Origin of the sequence: Jeotgalibacillus sp. ET6, from assembly GCF_029667115.1 — a bacterium.
Classification (GTDB): domain Bacteria; phylum Bacillota; class Bacilli; order Bacillales; family Jeotgalibacillaceae; genus Jeotgalibacillus.
Window position 1 is genome coordinate 54,715 of record NZ_JARUIU010000005.1, and the last position, 20,525, is coordinate 75,239.

Consider the following 20,525-nt stretch of genomic DNA (forward strand, 5'->3'; position numbering starts at 1 on the left):
GCCTGTCTTTATCTTTTTTCTGCATACTTAGTAAACTGTTTTTCCACTTCCAGCACTAATTCATCCTCAAGCGTCAAATCGGCTATTTGGGCAAATGCTTGTTTTACGCCTTGTTCATGCACCGCATGCTGGAGCTTGCTGCTCTCCTCGTCACTTTTTTCATCAAATAAAAGGGCAGCAGCAATCGCTTGGATGAGGCCTTCAGGCTGTTTTCCTTCTTTCATTAAGGAGACTGCAGGATAAACCAGACGCTCTTTTGCTCCAAGCTTTCTGATCGGTGCACGGCCTACACGGGATAAATCATCTGAAAGGTAGGGATTTTGGAAACGTCCAATAATTTTGTGCACATATTTTTGATGTTCCTCTTCTTGAAGATCATACTTCTGAATAAGGAAATCACTTGTTTCATCCAGCACTTTTTCGACTTTTTGCTTGATCGACGGGTCGGCGATTGCCTGATCTACTGTCGTAAAGCCTTCTGCAAGACCTAAGTAGGCAATGGCAGCATGACCGGTGTTGACCGTCAGAAGCTTCCGTTCAATAAACGGATTCAGATCCTCAACAAACTGCACTCCCTCAAGAACCGGAACGTCGCCTTTCCACTCTCCCTGTTCAATCACCCATTCAAAAAACGGCTCCACCTCAACTGTTAAAGGATCTTCATGATGCTGAATGGGTACGATGCGATCTACAGCAGAGTTTGGAAATCCTATCTTTTCATTTACTTTCTGTTTCACTTCTTGGGAAAGATGCTTTTCTATCTCTTCTTTTAGAAAACTCGTTCCGTTGATCATATTTTCACAGGCTACGATATTCAGTTCGTGCAGTTTTTCTTTTTGCGCAGCTTCTGTCAGTCCGCCTGCCAGATCCTTTGCAATGATCGGCAGAATGCTGGGCCCTACTGATGCTGTGATAAGATCTGCTTCTGCGATTGCGTGATAGACATCCTGTTTTTGAGTGGAGCTGTGAATACCTGAAACCTGATTTACGGTAAACGACTCTTTCTGCTCTGAAGCAATTTGAACCGTGTATTGTCCTGTACGATTTAATTCTTTAATGACTTCTTCGTTTACATCCACAAACTCTACGTGATAACCGGCTTTTGACAAGACTGCGCCGATGAATCCGCGTCCTATATTCCCTGCACCAAAGTGAACGGCACGTCTCATACGTCTGCATCCTCAAAAATCTGAATGATTTCCTGTTCTGATGAAGCCGAAGCCAGTTTTTCAACGTTCTCCATTTCCGAGCAGACAATGGCAATTTGAGAAAGCAGTTCAAGATGCTCTCCGTCCTTGCCTGCAATCCCAATCACAAGCTTCACTTCTTCTCCGTTCCACTCCACTCCTTCAGGGACTTGAAGAAAGGACAGGCCGGAAGCAATCACTTCTGTTTTCGCTTCCTCCGTGCCATGAGGAATGGCAACAAAGTTCCCCATGAATGTGGACGTCAATTCTTCCCGTTTTTTCATTTCTGCCACATAATTTTCAGTAACATACCCTTGTTCTACCAATATTCTTCCTGCCTTTTCAATCGCTTCTTCCTTTGTGCTTAGTGATGTATTTAATAAGATGTTTTGAGCTGTTAGCAATGTACTCATGTTGATCCCTCCAAAAATAAATTCATTTTTTTTCGTATAAACTGATCAAATTTTCTTTCCAGCAAGCGGTAAATATCCCCCTTGCTGCCATTAGTGAACAAGGCTAGCTGATGGTCTTCTTCGATGATGGAAGCACTGATTAAACTCAGCAATTCATACACATCCTGATCAAGTCCGTCCGGTGCGATAAGAAGCAGAAGCCGCTCCATATTAATGCTGGAAGAATCCATCGCTTTAATGGAGACTGGCGTCTTCAAGTCAAATAGTACAAATAGAGGCCGTTCAATTTTTTGAGATCTTGCATGATAAAGAGCAAGTCCGGTGTCCGGGATGCCCAGACCGCCTAAATGTTCTCTTGCCTCAAGCAGTTCTTTTACAATGTTTTCCCTGCTGACTGCCTGTATGCCCGCACAGTAAGCATCCACCATTTTCAATAAATCTTCTTCTGTTTTGCCATCCTCTGCTTCAATTACGTCGAAATCAGTCAGAAGGTCCATCATTACAGACGTGAGATGATTGATTTTCTTAAGAGAATCAAGAACAGGTACATCAGATAATAAATTTACTTCTGTAGTTCTATACCCTTTTTTATTCGTAATGAACGGCATATTTTTTTGAAGATACCGTTTTACCTTTTCCACTTCGTTTTCAGGAAGCAGCGGACTGACTAAAAGAAACTCTCTATCCAGATCCATTAAGCCGACTGTTGAAATGACCATATCAAATTGATCAAGTGTCAGCATCCTTGCATCCTGAAGAGAAGACAGTGTGATATCTGTGATTTCCGGAAATTCCTTTTTCAACCGGCTTGCCAGCATTTTTGAGGTTCCAATGCCGCTAGAACAAACGACAAGAGCTGAAATAGACACGGCTTCTTTTCTCATTTCGAGCGTGGACGCAAAATGCAGAACAAGAAAAGCCAATTCACCCATTGAAAATTCCAGCTGAGGAAAGACTTCCTTCAGCACCTGCTCAAGTGAATGATACAAAATAGGATAGTCGTCTTTAATCGTCTGCTGAAGGGGATTAAATGCCTGCAAGCCTTCTTCAGCACGATGAATGGCAGGTTCAAGATGCGCGATCAATCCCTCAAACAAAGAGTGGTCGTCCGTTAAATTAACCCCTACCTGCTTTCCAACTTTTTGAATGATGGATTGCACAATCAATGTCCACTCTGACTGTTCCAGAGTGGTAACAGATAGTTGTTCTTTCCGGTTTGCCCCTTTTAATTGAATCGCCATATAGCCGATTTCATCAATCGGTATCACGACATTAAATTCTGCAGATAAAGACCTTGCTAATGACTCTGCTACTTTTAATTCCGGTGACTCCCTGAGTTCCTGAATTACATTTTCCTCAAGCTCAATCTGCTCTCCGCTTTGTATACGGTCCATCGCAAGTGCAATATGAATGACAAGCGCCATATACGCTGAATCAGCAATGGTATAGGGCAGTTCTTTCACTTCATCCATAATCAGCCGTTCAATCTGAGTCACTAAATCCTTGCTGACGATATTCGCAATTTTTTCATCAAGACCGCCTGGAATCACAAAATGCTCATCCACCATTGAATAAAGAGAAGCGGTGTCAATTTGTTCAATTAATAATGTTGCAAGAGCCCTTCTACGTTCGCGTTCAGATCCGGCAAGCTGGATGCCAAATCCTCTCTTGCGGATAATCGAGAGTCCATACGGTTTGATGGCTTCTTCTAATAAATCCAGGTCCTGCATCAGTGTGCCGAGTGCACAATTTAAGGCACGTGTTGCAACTGCTGCTTTAACTGGCTCACGGTGACGGATTAAATAATGCAGCAGCAGGACAATCCTTTCGTCCTGCTGCAGATCATGATCGCTGCCTTCCCGAATTCCAGCCTCAAGCTGAAGGATTTTGTCCCCATCTCCAGAGAGCCGGATCCCTTCTCCAGCCAGTTTTTCAATATCGATTGAATACTTCGCAAGCATCCGCTCTATTTTCTTTAACTCACGGTGAATGGTCCGAGAACTGACATCCATTGCGTCTGCCAGCTCGCGAATCGTGGTAAATTGATGCTGAGTGCGCAGCAAAGATTCTATTATTTTTCTTTCTCTGCCCGTCACATAGACCATCACTCAGCAACTCCTTTTTATTTTAAAGCTTCAATAATTTCGTCATACTTTGGACTGTTAAGGAAATTTTCGACCGAGATATGATACGCATCCGGTTTTTTCGTCATCGCACGCTCTGTTAAGTCTTTATGCGTGATGACCAGGTCTGCATCATCAGGGATCTGATTGATTGCCGTATTTGTCACATCGTATTGAAGTCCGGCTTTTTTCATTTTGTTTTTCAAAAGTGAAGCACCCATCGCACTTGAGCCCATTCCGGCATCACATGCAAAAATGATTTTCTTAATGTTTTCCTTTGAAAGTTCATTCGGCGCTGCCAATGGCGTGTCGTCCACATTTTCCTGCTGTGAAGCTGAAAGATGCTGGGATGCCTGGCTCTTTTTGCCCTTCATCTCCTGCATTTTTTCCGTTGCTTCTGCAATATCATCCGCTTCATCCGCTTTCGCAGTACGAAGGAAGATTGAGGCCACACCGAAAGATACCGCTGTTGCAATCAGCACCCCTGAAATAACAGCAATATAGTTGCCCTGCTGCGTAAGTGCGAGAATTGCAATAATGCTTCCCGGTGAAGGCGGAGCACTTAATCCTGCATCAAGAAGGACGAAAGTGAAAACACCACTCGCTCCTCCGGCAATGGCAGCCACAATTAGAATCGGCTTCATTAGAATATAAGGGAAATAAATCTCATGAATTCCTCCAACAAAGTGAATAATGGAAGCACCTGAAGCAGTTTGTCTGGCTGTTCCTCTTCCGAAAACCATATAAGCAATCAGGATGCCAAGACCAGGCCCCGGATTGGACTCAAGAAGATACAAAACAGATTTACCAGCTTGTGCCGCCTGTTCAGTTCCAAGCGGAGTTAAAATCCCGTGATTAATGGCGTTATTTAGAAATAGCACCTTACCTGGTTCAATAAACAAACTCACTAATGGCAGCAAGCCTGCATTAACCATTAATTCTACACCTGAAGCGAGTACTGTAGTAATCCCCTCAACGACCGGTCCGATACCTAGCAGACCGATAATCGCAAGAATCGCAGCTGCAATTCCCGCAGTAAAATTGTTTACCAGCATTTCAAATCCTGAGCGGATTCTTCCTTCTGTAAACCCATCAATTTTTTTCATGACATAGCCGCCAAGAGGACCCATGATCATCGCACCAAGGAACATGGTGATGTCCGCTCCGACAATGACACCCATGGTCGCAGTGGCACCTACCACACCTCCCCGGTTGCCATGAATCATTCGCCCGCCAGTAAAACCAATTAACAACGGCAGCAAAAAGGTAATCATTGGACCAACTAATTCAGCTAAGTCCTCATTAGGAATCCAGCCATCTGGAATAAATAAAGCTGTAATTAACCCCCAGGCAATAAAGGCACCAATATTCGGCATAATCATGCCGCTTAAAAACGAGCCAAAGCGCTGAACTCTTTCCCGTATACCAGATTTTTTTTGTGTCTGTTCCACATTCATTCCTCCTCTTACATTACTAAATCTCTATCTTTATCATAAAACGCTTACAACCCTACTACAACAAAATCCAAATTCGTTTTTGGCAATGACCGCTGTGACAGATTGTCGCCTAATGAGAAAAGTATTTTTAATAAGATGTTTAGAAAACGGATGAAGTGTGAAAACAAGAACTATGTTGTCAATCACAATTGACATGACAAATCGCAATGAAAATGAGGAGATGAGAAGCATGCCAGTATTAACATCAGCTGCCGTTGCACAAGGTGGACGTGAAGGACAAGTATCATCATCTGACGGTTTAATTCAATTAGAACTTGGAATGCCAAAAGACGGAGGCAGTCCGGAAGGAAAGTCAAACCCTGAACAATTATTTGCTGCCGGCTATGCATCTTGTTTTGATGGAGCATTTAACCTAATTGCAAAAAAAGAAAAGAAAGAAGTTGAATCTAAAACAACAGCTCATGTGAGTCTTGAAAAAGATCCGGAAGATGACGGATTTAAAATCTCTGTGAAGCTGGTCGTAGACGTAACAGGCGTCAGCCAGGACGAAGCAGAGGAACTTCTTGAAAAAGCACACCAATTCTGCCCTTACTCAAAAGCGACAAGAGGCAATATTGACGTAGCACTTGAAATTAAAGCAGGCTAATTTCCCTTTCAAAGTCTACCAATCGTATAAAAATAGCGAAAGCCGCAATGACCTCCATTTGGAGATCACTGCGGCTTTTTTTGACCATTTCTTAATTAAACGCAGTGGTCCCCAGGCGCAAAGACCGCTCACATCTTCTCCGTATTGAAAAGCCTCCGGACGAAGCGGAAATGAACCGGTCCCTTCTTCCCTCTTTCAAAAAATAGTGACTGACAAAAAGAACAGTAGACAGTTACTATATTTATTTACTAATGAACTTACAAAGTGGTTGGATGAGTGAATAACAAAAGAATAGGTTCATTGGAGCGGAGACCGGGGACTCCTGCGTGAAAAAGCGGGAAGGGTGAGACCACGCAGATGCGAAAGCATCAAGAGGGCTCACCTCACGCCACGCGGAAAGCCTCCGGACGCAGCGGAAATGAACCGGTCCCCTTCCCTCTTACAAAAAATAATTGCTTGCGTAAAGAACTATTGGCAGCTGTTGAGTAGTGTATTTACAGGTGAAATCACCTAAGAATAGGTTCATTGCAGCGGAGGCCGGGGACTCCTGCGTGAAAAAGCGGGAAGGGTGAGACCACGCAGATGCGAAAGCATCAAAGGGGCTCACCTCACGCCACGCGGAAAGCCTCCGGACGCAGCGGAAATGAACCGGTCCCCTTCCCTCTTACAAAAAATAATTGCTTGCGTAAAGAACTATTGGCAGCTGTTGCGTAGTGTATTTACAGGTGAAATCACCTAAGAATAGGTTCATTGCAGCGGAGGCCGGGGACTCCTGCGTGAAAAAGCGGGAAGGGTGAGACCACGCAGATGCGAAAGCATCAAGAGGGCTCACCTCACGCCACGCGGAAAGCCTCCGGACGAAGCGGAAATGAACCGGTCCCCTTTCCTCTTTCAAAAAAATCAGTGACTGACAAAAAGAGCAGTAGACAGCTGTTCTACATTATATGTACGAGTGAAATGACGAAAGAATAGGTTCATTGCAGCGGAGACCGGGGACTACTGCGTGAAAAAGCGGGAAGGGTGAGACCACGCAGATGCGAAAGCATCAAGAGGGCTCACCTCCCGCCACGCGGAAAGCCTCCGGGCGGAGCGGAAATGAACCGGTCTTTTCCCCCTGCTTCATCTTCCATTTCTGCTATACTTGTAACTTATGAGAGTAAAACCAAATGGAGTGATACAGATTGAAACAGCAAGGATGGTTATCCACAAATTTCTTCGCCTTCTTTTTTACCTGGGGCATCTTTTTGCCTTACTGGACCGGCTGGCTTGTCTCCGAAAAAGACTTAACGGTGGCTGCAGCGAGCACTGTGATCGCCGCAGGACTGTTTGCCCGGTCGTTTTCCACTTTGTTTTTATTTCCGGCACTGACAAAGCACTTTAGCCTTTCCGTGCTGATTAAACTAATGCCGGGTCTTTCATTTCTTTTACTGCTGCTCTTTATTCCAGCTGAGTCCTTTTCAGCTTTACTGGCGGTTATGATTATATACAGTTTGTTTTACCCTACCATTTTGCCGCTCATGGAAAGCAATGCCACTGTATTGATGAAAACAAACCGAATAAACTATGGCAGGAGCCGTTCATGGGGCTCTGCCGGCTATACTGTCAGCTTAATTGTTATTGGCATAACAACAGACCTGTGGACAGAATCCTCTATTCTTGCCGCTATGATAATTGGCAGTGTCTTTTTAGCTGTGTGCGCGCTTCGGCCCGCTCCGGATGCATTAAAGGAAAAAGTTGCTCCTCAAATTGGAGGCTACCAGGCAATTTTTAAGACGAAAGGATTTTTAATTGTCCTGACGATCTGCGTCCTGATTCAGGGAGCACATGCTGCTTATTACAGCTACGGTTTTATCTATTTACAGGAGCTTAATGTATCAAGTGTTTACATAGGACTTATTTTAAATATTGCCGTGCTGTCTGAAATACTCTTTTTTGCAGTGGCAGACCGGCTGTTAAAACGCACGTCTGTTGCGGCCATGTTTATAATCGCTGGGATGGCTTCTGTGATCCGCTGGCTGCTTGTAGGCTTATTTCCCTCTCTATGGCTTTTTATTTTCACACAGGCATTTCACTCAATGACTTTCGGTCTCGCTCATTATGCATTTATCAACTATGTATACCGGGCAGTGGATAAACAGCTTCTGCCGACTGCTCAGGGGCTGTATGCTTCTGTTGGGATGGGATTCAGCACCGCACTTCTTACGTCGGCAGGAGGCTACCTTTACGAAGTGTCTCCCGGTCTTTCCTTTATTGGCATGAGCGCGGCGGTTCTTCCGGCTGTTTTTCTCGGTCTTCTATTAAAGGGAAGAACGTTATCTTATTAAGTCTATGTATCAAGCGTCTCGATGCAAATTCGAATCGCCTGTGTTAAATCGTCCTGTGACCAGCTCGGCGCCTTGCCAATTTGCACAGCTAATTCATGCGATGCGGGAATATGTATAAAGCCTGCAGGCATCTTCAGTTCATTTTGCTTAAGCATAAACAGGATTTGATACATCACATGATTGCACAAATAAGCTCCAGCTGAATTAGAAATAGCCGCTGGATAATTTTCTTCTTTTAACCTATTGACCATGGACCTGATCGGAAGTGTACTGAATAACCCATCCGGTCCGTCTTCTATGATCTTTTCACCGGATGGAAGATTTCCGCTATTATCCTGTTCACCGTCGTTGCAGTTAATCGCGATGCGTTCCGGTGTAATAGCTGAACGCCCTGCAGCCAGTCCCAGTGATATCACTGCATCAGGCTGAATTTCATTCCAGCAGTCCAATATTTGTTTTCCGGATTTCGAAAAATCCACTTCCAAAATTCGGCCGTGGATGTGATAGCCGTTTATTTCTTTTCCATTCAGTTCTTCCACGATCTTCATGGTAGGATTCGTTTTGAAATGTAAAAACGGTTCAAAGCCTGTAATCAATAATTTTTTCATCCTTAGCCTCCTGGTCAATGTAGATGATCTTCATCACTACGTTACCATATTACTTCGTAAAACGAAAAATTAATTAGTAAAGGCATCCAACTATTTAGAAAATAAAAAAAGCTGCCGGGCCTCTGCCCAGCAGCTTTCGTTATCGTTTGTTATTCGTTTGAATCCTCATCTTCATTGTCCAGCGTGGTATCTTCATCATCATTTTCCATATCAGTTTCTTCGTCTTCCACTTCTGTTTCTTCACCGTTTTCTTCTTCCATGTCTGTATTTTCATCCATCGGTGCTTCTTCTTCGGTTTCCGTTTCTGTTGGGGGAGTTTCCTCTTCCGTGTCACCATTGCATGCTGCTAATAATCCTAAACTCAATACACTTGCTGCACCTAATTGTGTCCACTTTTTAAGATTCAATTTATAAAACCCCTTTCGAAGTATATATTGTTCCTACTGGTATTTTACCCGGGCCTATTAGTAGTCAAACAAGTTTAACTACGCTCACGCTGTTATCGTATCATTTAGAAAATCAACAGAATGATCTTTCTCATTTTTTTATAAACGCATCATCATTTACTTTTTTAGGTATTCAAAAAAGCTGCTGAAATCGTGCCCAGCAGCTTTTATCATTGGTATTTCTGATTAATAATTAGTTTTAACTTTCATCATCTTCCATGTCTGTTTCTTCATCTTCCATATCTGTTTCTTCATCTTCCATGTCTGTTTCTTCATCTTCCATATCAGTTTCTTCTTCTTCCATGTCTGTATTTTCATCCATCGGTGCTTCTTCTTCTGTTTCCGTTTCTGTAGGAGGAGTTTCCTCTTCCGTGTCACCGTTGCATGCTGCTAGTAAACCTAAGCTTAATACGCTTGCTGCACCTAATTGTGTCCACTTTTTAAGATCCATACTGTAAAACTCCTTTCAAACTTTAAAATGTAGTACTGCTTATATTTTACCCGCGCCATTTTATGGTTAAACAGGTGCAATATTATAGTAATGTAAAGATTTTTCACCGTAATATTTCAATAGTAAATATTCCATCAAGATTTTCAGCTTAGAAAAAGTATGTCCAACTTTTTCTTGCGTATACTCATTTTTAATTTAAAAAATCATTAATATGGTACAACTTACCGCTTTGCAGATCATCGTTTATCACTAAATGAACCAGTGCACTGGCGACCTGCTCAGGTGTTCTTAGCTTCCCCTGCTTTTTGTATTCCTGAAAACGTTCAACTTGAGCAAATGCCTTTGAAGAAGACGACCGGATTACCTGCTGCATATCTGTATCCATAATACTTGGACTAAATGAGATGATTTTCACTTCAGGATGGCGGTTCTGGTGTTCTAGAGCAGCTGTTTCGGTAAATAAATTTAACGCTGCTTTCGTGCTTCCATATATACTCCATCCATGATTCGGTTTATCCGCTGCCCCTGAGGTAATATTTACGATAATCACCCGAGTGTCCAGTTCTTCTAGTGAAGCAAGCAGGGCGTTTGCCATACACACAGGTGTAACATAATTGAGCTGCACAGCATAGTTGATTTTTTCGCTGTCTAGCTTCCCAGTGACTTCAATCGGTTCGACGGTTCCAGCGTTTTGAATCAGCAGAATTTCTTCAGGAGATGATTTTTTTATGTCTGTCAGCCATTCTTCCATAACGGACTGAGTTTGTTCAGACGAACTGAGATCTGCTTTAATATGTGTGTATGACATGTCATTCATCTCTTCGGCTTTCTTGCCCAGTGATTCATTGCCGGACCGCGATATATCGACTAAATGATAATTTTCAGCCAGTAATTGTTCGGCTGCCGCGGCTCCCAATCCTCTTGAGGCTCCTGTTACAATGGCGTATTTCATATACTTATCTCTCCTTATTCAACGTTTCCCTTGTACTATTTATTACCCTCGACTACCATTAAGTAATCACCTATTGAAGGACAGGGAGAGGGTATTATGAACAGTGAAAAAGAGAAAATGCTGGCAGGAGAAATGTATGCAGCCAATGATGCGGAGCTTATAGCAGATCGGCAGGCTGCCCGAAAGCTGACAAGGGAATTTAACGCTCTGACCGAAACTGATGATCTAAAAAAACAAACACTGATTAGGCAGCTGTTTGGCTCAACACAGGAGAACATTTATGTAGAAGCTCCTTTCCGATGCGATTATGGCTACAATATTCATACAGGCGAGAACTTTTACGCCAATTTTGATTGTTTAATCCTGGATGTGTGCAAGGTTGAATTTGGCGATAATTGCATGCTTGCACCAGGAGTTCACATTTATACCGCTACACACCCGCTTCACCCAACCCAGCGCAACAGCGGCCTGGAATATGCTAAGCCGGTCACATTCGGCCATAATGTATGGATTGGCGGAAGAGCCGTCATCAACCCGGGGGTTACCGTTGGGGACAACGCGGTGATTGCTTCCGGTGCCGTCGTAACAAAAGATGTACCGGCCAATACGGTTGTGGGCGGAAATCCGGCCAGAGTGATTAAAAGCATTTCACTATAACGGCTTGCGAATTTAGGCTTACTACTAATAGTTGCCGCCTGTTACGTTTACCTTACTAAAACAATACTCCATGGATTTTGATTTAATTGGTTTGCTTGTTGTCATAAGAATATTATGAAACTAAAAAGAACGTCTTCACGAGCTTAAACCATGCTCGCGAAAACGTTCTTTTTATTTTATGAATTCTGAGCTGCTTCCAGTGCTTTTTCGGGGTGCTTTTGATAAAAGCGCTGACCGATTAACGTCTGGATAATCAGGAAGGCTCCTCCCACTGCCCAATATAAAGGGAGTGCAGCAGGTGCCGAAAACGAAATAAACATAATCATTATCGGAGAAATAAATGTAATGATTTTCATCTGCTTTTTTTGCGCTTCCGGCAGGTTGTTCAGTGTTACAAATCCCTGAACAAAATAGATGGCTCCAGCGATCAGCATCATGAGAATATCCGGTGAGCCCAGGTTAAACCAGAGAAATGAATGTGTTGCAATTTCCTCTGAGTACGAGATGGCAAAATACAGCCCCATGAGGATTGGCATCTGTATGAGAAGCGGCAAGCAGCCCATGTTTAATGGATTTACACCATGCTTCTTATACAAGCCCATCATTTCCTGCTGAATTGTCATTTGTTCTTCTTTTGATTCAGCTGCTTTTAAACGTTTCTGGATTTCGTCCATTTCAGGCTTTAAGCCATTCATTTTTTCTTTCATGACCTGTTGATTGCGGTAATTTTTCAGCATGGAAGGCATTAAAATCAATCGGATAATAAGTGTGATGATAATAATCGACAAACCAAAGTTGCCGTTTAACAGTGTTCCAATTTCATATATTCCAAATTCAAAGGGCAGAACAAACAGGTGATAAAAAATCCCTGATTCATTTTGTACATTTGTACAGCCGGATAAGAGAACAGCTGCAAGGATACCTATTGAAAATAAAAGCGTCTTCTTCAAAACGTTCACCATTCCTTTTCTTTTTTAACATCCGATAAATGGGTGTAAAAGAAAAGAAGAGGCTTCGTCCGAATCATCCGGGCAGGTTTTCTTTTTAATCGTTTTGCCAAAAATCATCCTGCTGCATCTGGCTTCCACTGAATTTAAATGGTAACAAACTAATTTTTTTGCTGGCGGCACAGAAACCTTGCCTTCAGACCATCTGTTTCCCCATCCGGTCATATAAAAAGGCTTGTCCCAGTTCCAGATCATCATGAGCATGAATGCCAGAGGAAGTGTGCCTTCATTTATCGATTCCATTAATGCCTGTATAAGCAATTCCATTAACAAGACTCCTAGTGATGCATTTAGATAGACTCAGTATAAAGCATCCCAAAAGCGAAAAGCAAAAAATCCTCATACGTTAAAAATATTGACACAAGTTGGGTTACTCTCCGCTGCTTTCGAGAGCGTGATTAGGGACGAATACCGGCAGATGTCTTTTAAGAATTTCCACTGTAATCGGAACACTGTCTCCTTCGTCTCCATCCACATTGGCTATCAGATTTTTATAGGAAGCTACTTTAATGTTTGATGCAGTCAGGTATTCTACGTTTTCATCTTCCTTCAGCGTTCCTTTCAGCAGGGCTGTCGCAATGCTGACCAGTTTCACCATCGATACATTTTTAATAATGAAACAATGAAGCTTCCCATCATTAACTTCCGCGTCCGGTGCCAGTTTTTCAAAGCCGCCGACTGAATTAGTCAGAGCAATCAGGATCAAAAGAGCTCCGCCGTTCCATTCCTGATCATCATGATGAATAACAGCATCAAACGGTTCTTTGTCTTTAATTTTTTTAAAGCCTTCAATCATATAAGCCAGAGGGCCAAGCTTCGTTTTCTGTTCCACTGTCACCCCAAATGTGGCTTCTGCTATCCCGCCAAGAGCAATAATATTCATGAAATACTTTCCGTTCACTTTCCCGATGTCCACATGACGCTTGTCAGCATCCTTTAATATGCCTACAGCTTCTTCAGGATCAAGGGGAATGGACAGCGCACGTGCAAAATCATTCACCGTTCCGAGGGGAATAATCCCGAGCGTCGGCTGATATTCTTTTTCAGCCAATCCCGTTACAATTTCGTTGAGAGTGCCATCTCCCCCCATTGAAATTACCGAATCATAGCGCTCTTCACATGCTTGCTCTGCAAATATGGTGGCATCCATCTCTTTCTCTGTTTCTTTTATTACGATATCATAATTCAGAGATTGAAGTACTTCTGCTACTTTATCTAAATGCTTTTTCGCTTCTTCTTTTCCGGAAGAAGGGTTGGCGATAATCATGGCTCTTTTCATCTTTTTACCCCCTTGATTTTCAACAGCTCGTTTAAACATTTCTGTATTCCTTTTTTCTCTTTTATCAATGACGAATCGTCTATCTTCAAGTATAATGAGGACTGTTGAGTTTAGCGAATCTGACAGTCTGTTTTTATAAATTCTTTAAAAGTAAAAGGAGAACGATCTATGTTTGATTGGAGAAATATTTTGCGCGGAATGGCCATGGGAACAAGTGATGTCATTCCTGGTGTCAGCGGCGGTACGATCGCCGTTTTAATGGGAATTTACGACCAATTCATTAATGCAATAAGCGGCATTACGACAAGAGAATGGAAAAAGCATGTCCCATTTCTGCTGATGATCGGTCTTGGAATGGCAACTGCCATCCTGACGTTAAGCCATGTTGTTGAGTGGCTGCTTGTTTATTACCCGCAGCCGACTAATTTCTTTTTTATTGGTCTGATCGGCGGAATTCTACCTTATTTAATAAATGAAGCAAAACAAATGGGATCCTTTAAAGGCAAACACGCCGCAATCCTGATCATTGGTGCCGTTCTGGTTGCGAGTATGGCCTTTTTGAAACCAGTGGAAGATGGCGCCATTCTGGATACTGCCGCTTCCACATTAATCCTGCTGTTTTTTTCAGGTGCGATTGCAAGTATGGCTATGCTCCTGCCCGGAATCAGCGGCTCGTTTATCCTGCTCATTATCGGCGTGTACCCCACTGTTCTTAATTCGATAACGACGATGAATATTCCTGTCATTCTGGTAGTAGGTGCAGGAATTGCCACCGGATTTATTTTAAGCAGCAAAGGCATACGCTATTTACTGAACCGCTTTCCTCTTATGATGTATTCACTAATTATAGGGCTGGTATTTGGTTCATTATTCGTCGTTTTCCCTGGACTTGATTTGAATGTCAGCAACGTTCTGCTAAGCCTGGCATCATTAACGATTGGCTTTTGCACAGCTGTATGGCTTGGCAAAAGGGGATAACCTAGCAAAACAGTCTGTTTCCATGTGAAACAGGCTGTTTTTTCGTTATAATTGAATCCAATCACGTGCATCATCCGTATGTTAATTAAAAGGAGGGGTAGTATGCAACCAGCAACTTCTGATGAACGACTGTCAGCCGGCCTTCTATACTTCCTGAATTTTTTCACCGCGATTATTGGCCCTTTTCTCATTTGGTACATTAAAAGGAAGTCTCCATTCGTCTACCGTCACGGACTGCATTATTTAAATTTTCTTGTCAGCTATTTTTTATACCAGGCAGCAGCCGGATTTTTTTACTTTATCGGAATTGGGATTGTCATTAACATGATTCTCAGTGTTCTGATGGCCATTTTTATTGTGATCGCTGGAATTTATGCGTTTCAGGGCAAACAATTCCGCATCCCCCTTGTGATCCGTTTTTTCAGCTGATCAGGGATCATTTTAAAAAGGTCCTTCATCCACGCTCTTTCTTTAAAAGAAGAACAGCGCTGGATCAAGGACCTTTCAATTTTCTATAACGATCCATCAAGAGGATCCGTTCCTATTTTCATCACTCCATCGTGTTTCCTTCAGGAGGAATCGGGCTGCTTTTCAGCATACGGGCAAAATGAGCCGTGTTATACGCTAAAAACTGAACATGCTGATTTGTAAATTCGCTTTCTCCTTTTTGCATGGCTTCCATATAGGAAGGTCCAGGACCTGCTTCTCCTACCCAGTACGTATCCACATTCGGCGGAATCGTGAAACCGATGTGAGAAAGTGCATAAATTATAGATGAAGCAGCGTTTTTAGCCCCATCTTCGTTGCCTGTAACGACCACTCCACCTACCTTATTATAATAAATCGCCTGTCCGTGCTCGTTGGTTAAGCTGCTGCCGCCATCAAGGCGTTCAATCGCCTGCTTGGTTATGCTACTTTTTTCTCCCATCCAGATTGGGGTTCCAAGGATCACAATATCAGCTTCTTTTACTTTTTCAAAAATCTCCGGCCACTCGTCGCCATTGCCCATATCCACTTCTACTCCGGGAGCAATTTTGTAATCTGCGAGCCGTATGACCTCTGATGTGATTCCCAGATCCTCATAGTAGTTAATTACTTTACGGATTAATGCATCCGTATTCGAGTCATCTGTACTGGGTTTTAGGGAACCGTTTAAAAATAGTGCGTGCATCCAATCATCCTTTCAATCCTAATCTATTCCGTCCTATTCCCTTTTGTCGAAACTTCAATCATACATCCTGCATTTGCAGGCATGGTGTCACGCCTCATGCTGCATTCCGTTAAATCTGACCGCACTTGATTGAGCTGCTCTGTGCATTCGCTTCTAGACAGTGATTGATATTCTCTCTCGCTTTTTGCAAAGTTTTAAATCGTCTGATTTAAGAATCGAAGGTCCCTCAAATTTACATAAAAAAATGCTGAGACAAAAGTGTCCCAGCATCTTTGATCGGCTCGCTGCGCTTCAGGCAGACGCTCTCCTAAAATACTACCTCATATTTAATTTTTTTAAGTTTTGTCTCAACTTCTTTTGGATCGGTTCAAACACCTTACACATTTACTCAAGACGTGCGAGCTTATGCGCGAGCTGGGAGGCCTCTTCCTTGCTCTCTTCCAGAATTTTATCGGCCATGTCAGGGTATTGGCTCATTCCTTCGCAAATCACCGAATCATATTCTTTAATGCCTAAAAATCGCATAATTTCTCTTAAATAATCTTCTGAAAAGTTCAAGCCTGTTCCTTTATATACGCCGCCTACTGCCTGAATATGAACAGCACGCTTTCCTTCTACAAGACCTTCCTGACCTCCTGCAGTATAACGGAAGGTTTTTCCCGGTATGCATAAGGAGTCAATGTAGGTTTTTAATCGAGGCGGAAATAACAAATTCCAAAATGGTGTTATGAAGACATACACATCCGCTGATAAAAATTGTTCCAATACGGCATCCATAACTTCAGACTTTTGCTTTTCCGACTCCGTCAGTGCCTCCCCGGATCTGTTTTTTCCCCATACCGCTAATACTTCTTCATCAATTTCCTGAAGCTGTGTTTCATATAAATGCACATAGTCAACGCTTGCGTCTTTTTCCAGATCAAGAAGTTCTTTTACAAATACATCTGCAATTTCTTCGCTTACGGATGTTTTATTTCTTGGGTTTGCATTAATATATAAGATTTTCATTTTGGTTTCCTCCCTTTACATTTAACAGCTCTACCTATATGATAACTCTTTAATTAAATATTAAAAGCTTTCTGATAATTTTTCCCCGTCTGTTTTCCAATTACCTGATTATTTTATTATTACACTAATTTTTTTGAAGATGGACCGATAAAATAGGTAGAGACAAAATGAGTGGAATAAACAATCTGCTTTGAGGGTAAAAATGACGAATAGGGCAGCAGCCTATTTTTATTACACCATTCACGATCACAAGCGTAAAATATATATATGAAAAACCCTTAAAACTATAAGTGAGAAAAGGTGAGGATGTATATGGTAACGATTCATGGTCAACAACAAGAAGATTTTTCAGCTGACAACCTCTCCACTATAGAACATAAAAAAGTATCAATTACGCTTCATTATCACCGGTACGACGGGGACTACAGCGGATGGAATCTGTGGGTGTGGCTTGAAGGGAAAAACGGACGCATGGTGGAATTCACAGATGGCCGCCCTTTTGGACAAACGGCAACATTTGAAATGGAGGACTCGTCAGGCATTGCCCGTGTCGGATTCATTATTCGCAAGAGTACGGACGAAAATGACTGGGCGAGCAAACGTTTTGATGACCGGTTTATTACACAATTTGATGAAAATGGGCATGCAGAAGTCTGGCTGATGCAGGGCACAGAAAAAATCTTTCATCGTGAAGATGATGTGAACGTAAAGCCGGAAATTATCAGCGCAAAATTCAACGACTGGCATGATATCACCGTCACCACAAATCTTGCGTTTGATTGGGAACACGATACAATCGACGTTGATCTGCATGGAGCCGCCATTCAGGACATCATTGTATCCAAAGATCATCATGCTTCTGATCTCTCTCATGAAATGACGATAAAAACAAAGGAAACTCTCTCCCTTCACGAAAAATACAAAGTAATGATCTCCCATTTTGGTGAGTGTGATGTTTCGTATGGAAACATTGTACGCACTGAGCAATTTGATAAGGATTTTGCCTACGATGGTCCTCTTGGTGCTCTTTTTACAAAAGAACAAACACTGTTCCGGTTATGGTCTCCTTCTGCACAAGAAGCTGTTTTAGTCGTGTATACAAAAGAGAACGAAAAAAAGGAAGAACATAAAATGAAACAGGGACCTTCGGGAACCTGGGAATTTGAAGCTTCCGGAAATTTGGATGGAACCATCTATATGTACAGAGTCAAAATTGGCAGACAGTGGCAGGAAGCTGTGGACCCTTATGCAAAAGCCGTTACAGTGAACGGTGAAAAAGGTGTGGTGATCGACCTTGCCCACACCAACCCGCCACTATGGGAAATGCCGTCCCCCCCTTTTCATCAGCCGGAAGATGCCGTTATTTACGAACTTCATGTTCGTGATGCTTCTATAGATCCAAACAGCGGCGTCATCCACAAAGGTAAATACCTTGGAATGACAGAGCCTGCCACCGTAACGCCGGACGGAGCAAAGACCGGATTGGATTATTTTAGCGAGCTTGGCATCACTCATATTCAGCTGCTGCCTATTTACGATTATTGGACCGTAGATGAGACGAAGCTTGATACCCCTCAATACAATTGGGGGTACGACCCAAAACACTTTAATGCCCCTGAAGGATCTTATTCCATTAATCCGTTTGAACCAGCCACTAGAATCATTGAGTTAAAAAAACTGATCCATGCCATTCACAGCAAAGGGATGAGGGTAATCATGGATGTCGTCTTTAACCATGTGTTTGATGTCCCTCGCTCAAATTTCCACCTTCTGATGCCGGGCTATTATTTCCGCTACAAAAAAGATGGCGTTCTGTCAAATGGCACAGGAGTAGGGAATGATACCGCGTCAGAACGCCGGATGATGAGAAAATTCATTGTAGATTCGCTTGTTTACTGGGCAACCGAATTTAAAATTGACGGGTTCCGTTTTGATTTGATGGGAATTCACGATATCGATACGATGAATGCAGCCAGAAAGGCATTGGACGAAGTGGACCCATCGATTATCATGCTTGGAGAAGGCTGGGATCTCGCCACTGCCCTCCCCTCTCATTTAAAAGCCAGTCAGGCAAATGCAGATAAAATGCCAGGCATCGCTCATTTTAATGATTCCATTCGTGACCACCTTAAGGGGAATAACTTTTCAGATCATGATTCTGGGTTCGTGAATGGACGGAGCGGCTATAACTATTCAATTAAACAGGGAATAACAGCAGGCATGTATCTTACGTATGATAATCAGGAATACAGATCGCCCTCGCAGGTGGTTAATTACGTAGAAGCTCATGATAATCACACTTTGTGGGATAAACTGCTTTTGACGAATCCGGGTGCCTCTCAGGAGGATTTAAAGAGTATGCATAAGCTCGCATCTTCCATTATCCTGTTATCTCAAGGCATTCCTTTTCTTCATGCGGGGCAGGAGTTTATGAGAACCAAAAACGGTGATCATAACAGCTACCGCTCACCCGATCACATTAATAAGCTTGATTGGAATCGAAAAGCTGAATTTGAACAGGAAGTGCGCTATATTAAAGGCCTGATTTCACTTAGAAAATCCAATAATGTGTTTCGCATGAAAACAAAAGAAGACATTGTGAAACGTCTTCACTTTTATCCTACTGATGAACATTTAATTGCTTATCAATTAAAAGCTTTACGCGATGAAGGGCCATATGAAGAATATATCGTGATTCACAATGCCCACCATCATCCGGTAAAATTTCATTTAGAGTCGAATGGCCCTTGGCATATTCTGGCTAATTCCCACCAGGCAGGTACAGAAGCCCTCAGTATGATTAATCGAAATCAAATTGAAGTGTCACGGCTGTCTACATTCGTACTGGCTAAACCTTTCCGTTTACGATAAGTAAAAGTAGGGAACAGGATTAAAAAGACGAAAGGCAGTTGACGTACATGTTATATATCATCGCCATCTTCCTCCCGCCTTTAGCGGTTTTATTTACAGGAAGATTCGGTTCATTTCTGCTCAACATTCTGCTGACAATTCTAGGATTTATCCCCGGGCTTATCCATGCAGTTATTGTCATTCGAGATGAGAGGCATAAAAAGGAAATGAAAAACTATATGAACCAGAGAAGCTGATCTATTCAGCTTCTTTTTTTCTTTTTCAAAATACCCCATGATGAATCACTCAGCCAGAGTTGTACATAGTATAACTATAACTAAGAAAATCACAGGAAAAACCGAAACAAATCACGTGTTTAATCGTATTAATAAGCACTAGATATGTTGGAAGGAGTTTATGAATGGACCAGTTGCTGCGATATGGTGCCGTTTTGGCCATGATTTTTTTTGGAGCGTTTGAGCTGTTTTTCGGCTTAGTATATGGAGATTGGTCAATTCAGGCATTGGTCGGGATAGGCGCCGCACTGGCCTTGTTTATATTAACCTTCCAGCCGCCTCCAAAGAATCATCACCGTGAAATGAAAAATTAAACTGCTTCTTCAAATGAAAAACCCTTTGCCTGGGAATGGCTGCAACTGATTAAATCAGAAGCCATCTCCTCTGCAAAGGGTTTTCTTATGTAGTCTTTGCCCGTTCTCTCCCTCTTTGAATACTTCGCTCAACAGAGATCAGAAGTTTTTTCTCCTTTTTCCTCTCAATCAGTTTAATTGTCAGGGATTGAAGATACAGCAAAAGGAAAAACGGGATGATGCTTACGTAAATAAGGATAAGTCTGCCTTGAAAAATCTGCTGGAGAACAAACCACCAATAAATGATGTATAAGAAAAGAAAAAGGAAATTAACGGGACCTTCCGATGATGCCTTACTTCTTCTGCTCATTGCTTCACC

General features: G+C 42.4%; 22 protein-coding genes. 8 read left to right on the forward strand and 14 right to left on the reverse strand.

All coding sequences use genetic code 11. From position 1 onward, the window contains the following. Positions 1–8: 8 nt before the first annotated feature. Genes P6709_RS14035 through P6709_RS14050 form a run of 4 tightly spaced genes read right to left on the reverse strand, consistent with a single transcriptional unit; the run spans position 9 to position 5,105 of the window. Positions 9–1,169 (reverse strand): mannitol-1-phosphate 5-dehydrogenase, encoded by a 1,161-nt coding sequence (locus tag P6709_RS14035; protein ID WP_278241562.1) that lies wholly within the window; start codon positions 1,167–1,169, stop codon positions 9–11. Further along, on the reverse strand, positions 1,166–1,600 hold the full coding sequence (locus tag P6709_RS14040) for a PTS sugar transporter subunit IIA (protein ID WP_278241563.1): 435 nt from the start codon (positions 1,598–1,600) through the stop codon (positions 1,166–1,168). Before P6709_RS14040 ends, P6709_RS14035 begins: the two co-directional genes overlap by 4 nt. Then, a complete protein-coding gene (locus tag P6709_RS14045; RefSeq protein WP_278241564.1) occupies positions 1,597–3,705 on the reverse strand; it encodes a BglG family transcription antiterminator in 2,109 nt (702 codons plus the stop codon). The genes P6709_RS14040 and P6709_RS14045 overlap by 4 nt, the downstream gene beginning before the upstream one ends. Before the next feature lie 17 nt (positions 3,706–3,722). After that, positions 3,723–5,105, reverse strand: coding sequence for a PTS mannitol transporter subunit IICB (locus tag P6709_RS14050; RefSeq protein WP_442905336.1), 1,383 nt, complete (start codon positions 5,103–5,105; stop codon positions 3,723–3,725). 304 nt (positions 5,106–5,409) lie between these two features. On the opposite strand from P6709_RS14050, the gene P6709_RS14055 reads away from it, so the two are divergent. Both P6709_RS14055 and P6709_RS14060 read left to right on the forward strand, forming a co-directional pair. Then, a complete protein-coding gene (locus P6709_RS14055; RefSeq protein ID WP_278241566.1) occupies positions 5,410–5,826 on the forward strand; it encodes an organic hydroperoxide resistance protein in 417 nt (138 codons plus the stop codon). A 1,181-nt stretch (positions 5,827–7,007) separates the two neighbouring features. Next, positions 7,008–8,150: an MFS transporter gene (locus P6709_RS14060; protein WP_278241567.1), complete on the forward strand. Its 1,143-nt coding sequence runs from the start codon at positions 7,008–7,010 to the stop codon at positions 8,148–8,150. Between the two features lie 2 nt (positions 8,151–8,152). On the opposite strand, the gene P6709_RS14065 is transcribed toward P6709_RS14060, so the two are convergent. The 4 genes from P6709_RS14065 to P6709_RS14080 all read right to left on the reverse strand — a co-directional run bounded on the left by P6709_RS14065 (position 8,153) and on the right by P6709_RS14080 (position 10,607). After that, a complete protein-coding gene (locus P6709_RS14065; RefSeq protein WP_278241568.1) occupies positions 8,153–8,758 on the reverse strand; it encodes a pyroglutamyl-peptidase I in 606 nt (201 codons plus the stop codon). A 149-nt stretch (positions 8,759–8,907) separates the two neighbouring features. Beyond that, positions 8,908–9,165, reverse strand: coding sequence for a hypothetical protein (locus P6709_RS14070; protein ID WP_278241569.1), 258 nt, complete (start codon positions 9,163–9,165; stop codon positions 8,908–8,910). 238 nt (positions 9,166–9,403) lie between these two features. Further along, on the reverse strand, positions 9,404–9,655 hold the full coding sequence (locus tag P6709_RS14075) for a hypothetical protein (protein WP_278241570.1): 252 nt from the start codon (positions 9,653–9,655) through the stop codon (positions 9,404–9,406). 190 nt (positions 9,656–9,845) lie between these two features. Then, the gene (locus P6709_RS14080) at positions 9,846–10,607 is read right to left on the reverse strand and encodes a (S)-benzoin forming benzil reductase (RefSeq protein WP_278241571.1); all 762 of its coding nucleotides are present in this window, start codon (positions 10,605–10,607) and stop codon (positions 9,846–9,848) included. 96 nt (positions 10,608–10,703) lie between these two features. Here P6709_RS14080 and P6709_RS14085 point away from each other — a divergent pair, with 96 nt between their 5' ends. Beyond that, a complete protein-coding gene (locus tag P6709_RS14085) occupies positions 10,704–11,264 on the forward strand; it encodes a sugar O-acetyltransferase (protein ID WP_278241572.1) in 561 nt (186 codons plus the stop codon). A gap of 176 nt (positions 11,265–11,440) precedes the next feature. On the opposite strand, the gene yidC is transcribed toward P6709_RS14085, so the two are convergent. The 3 genes from yidC to P6709_RS14100 form a co-directional block, all read right to left on the reverse strand. Next, entirely contained in the window at positions 11,441–12,214 is a 774-nt protein-coding gene (gene yidC / locus P6709_RS14090) for a membrane protein insertase YidC (RefSeq protein ID WP_278241573.1), read from the reverse strand. A gap of 24 nt (positions 12,215–12,238) precedes the next feature. Continuing rightward, complete coding sequence (locus P6709_RS14095; protein WP_278241574.1) at positions 12,239–12,538, reverse strand: hypothetical protein; 300 nt, start codon at positions 12,536–12,538, stop codon at positions 12,239–12,241. Positions 12,539–12,641: 103 nt separating this feature from the next. Further along, a complete protein-coding gene (locus P6709_RS14100) occupies positions 12,642–13,550 on the reverse strand; it encodes a diacylglycerol/lipid kinase family protein (protein WP_278241575.1) in 909 nt (302 codons plus the stop codon). 168 nt (positions 13,551–13,718) lie between these two features. On the opposite strand from P6709_RS14100, the gene P6709_RS14105 reads away from it, so the two are divergent. Together P6709_RS14105 and P6709_RS14110 are read left to right on the forward strand one after the other, a co-directional pair. Further along, a complete protein-coding gene (locus P6709_RS14105) occupies positions 13,719–14,528 on the forward strand; it encodes a DUF368 domain-containing protein (RefSeq protein ID WP_278241576.1) in 810 nt (269 codons plus the stop codon). A gap of 102 nt (positions 14,529–14,630) precedes the next feature. Then, a complete protein-coding gene (locus P6709_RS14110; RefSeq protein ID WP_278241577.1) occupies positions 14,631–14,957 on the forward strand; it encodes a DUF4870 domain-containing protein in 327 nt (108 codons plus the stop codon). Between the two features lie 121 nt (positions 14,958–15,078). Here the strand turns inward: P6709_RS14110 and P6709_RS14115 are convergent, their stop codons facing one another. Both P6709_RS14115 and P6709_RS14120 read right to left on the reverse strand, forming a co-directional pair. Continuing rightward, a complete protein-coding gene (locus P6709_RS14115) occupies positions 15,079–15,699 on the reverse strand; it encodes a flavodoxin family protein (protein WP_278241578.1) in 621 nt (206 codons plus the stop codon). Positions 15,700–16,083: 384 nt separating this feature from the next. Continuing rightward, positions 16,084–16,707, reverse strand: coding sequence for an FMN-dependent NADH-azoreductase (locus tag P6709_RS14120; protein WP_278241579.1), 624 nt, complete (start codon positions 16,705–16,707; stop codon positions 16,084–16,086). A 312-nt stretch (positions 16,708–17,019) separates the two neighbouring features. Between P6709_RS14120 and pulA the strand changes: the two genes are divergently transcribed. The 3 genes from pulA (at position 17,020) to P6709_RS14135 (ending at position 20,167) form a co-directional block, all read left to right on the forward strand. After that, a complete protein-coding gene (pulA, locus tag P6709_RS14125) occupies positions 17,020–19,578 on the forward strand; it encodes a type I pullulanase (RefSeq protein WP_278241580.1) in 2,559 nt (852 codons plus the stop codon). 47 nt (positions 19,579–19,625) lie between these two features. Then, entirely contained in the window at positions 19,626–19,814 is a 189-nt protein-coding gene (locus tag P6709_RS14130) for a YqaE/Pmp3 family membrane protein (RefSeq protein WP_278241581.1), read from the forward strand. A gap of 164 nt (positions 19,815–19,978) precedes the next feature. Beyond that, positions 19,979–20,167, forward strand: coding sequence for a hypothetical protein (locus tag P6709_RS14135; RefSeq protein WP_278241582.1), 189 nt, complete (start codon positions 19,979–19,981; stop codon positions 20,165–20,167). Positions 20,168–20,252: 85 nt separating this feature from the next. Here P6709_RS14135 and P6709_RS14140 read toward each other — a convergent pair whose 3' ends face one another. Continuing rightward, entirely contained in the window at positions 20,253–20,516 is a 264-nt protein-coding gene (locus tag P6709_RS14140; RefSeq protein ID WP_278241583.1) for a hypothetical protein, read from the reverse strand. Positions 20,517–20,525: the final 9 nt, after the last annotated feature.